Origin of the sequence: Streptomyces sp. URMC 126 (assembly GCF_051386555.1) — a bacterium.
Taxonomy (GTDB): Bacteria; Actinomycetota; Actinomycetes; order Streptomycetales; family Streptomycetaceae; genus Streptomyces.
Genome location: NZ_JBPQTX010001156.1, coordinates 1 through 248 on the forward strand (window position 1 = coordinate 1; position 248 = coordinate 248).

The window sequence follows — 248 nt, forward strand, 5'->3', positions numbered from 1 at the left end:
ATGGGGTGTCGTTTCCCGGGTGGTGTGTCGTCTCCGGGCGAGTTCTGGGAGTTGTTGGTATCCGGTGGGGACGCGGTGGGGGTGTTTCCGGCGGATCGGGGTTGGCCGGTGGATTTGGTCGATCCGGATCCGGATGCGGTGGGGAAGAGTGTTTCGGGTGAGGGGGGTTTTCTTTACGACGCGGGGGAGTTCGACGCGGAGTTTTTTGGTGTGAGTCCGCGTGAGGCGGTGGCGATGGATCCGCAGCA

1 protein-coding gene is annotated in these 248 nt (G+C 63.3%); it reads left to right on the forward strand.

Going from position 1 to position 248, the window contains the following annotated elements:
- On the forward strand, window positions 1–248 hold a 248-nt coding region (locus tag ACSNOK_RS35480; RefSeq protein WP_436784794.1), incomplete at both ends, for a beta-ketoacyl synthase N-terminal-like domain-containing protein.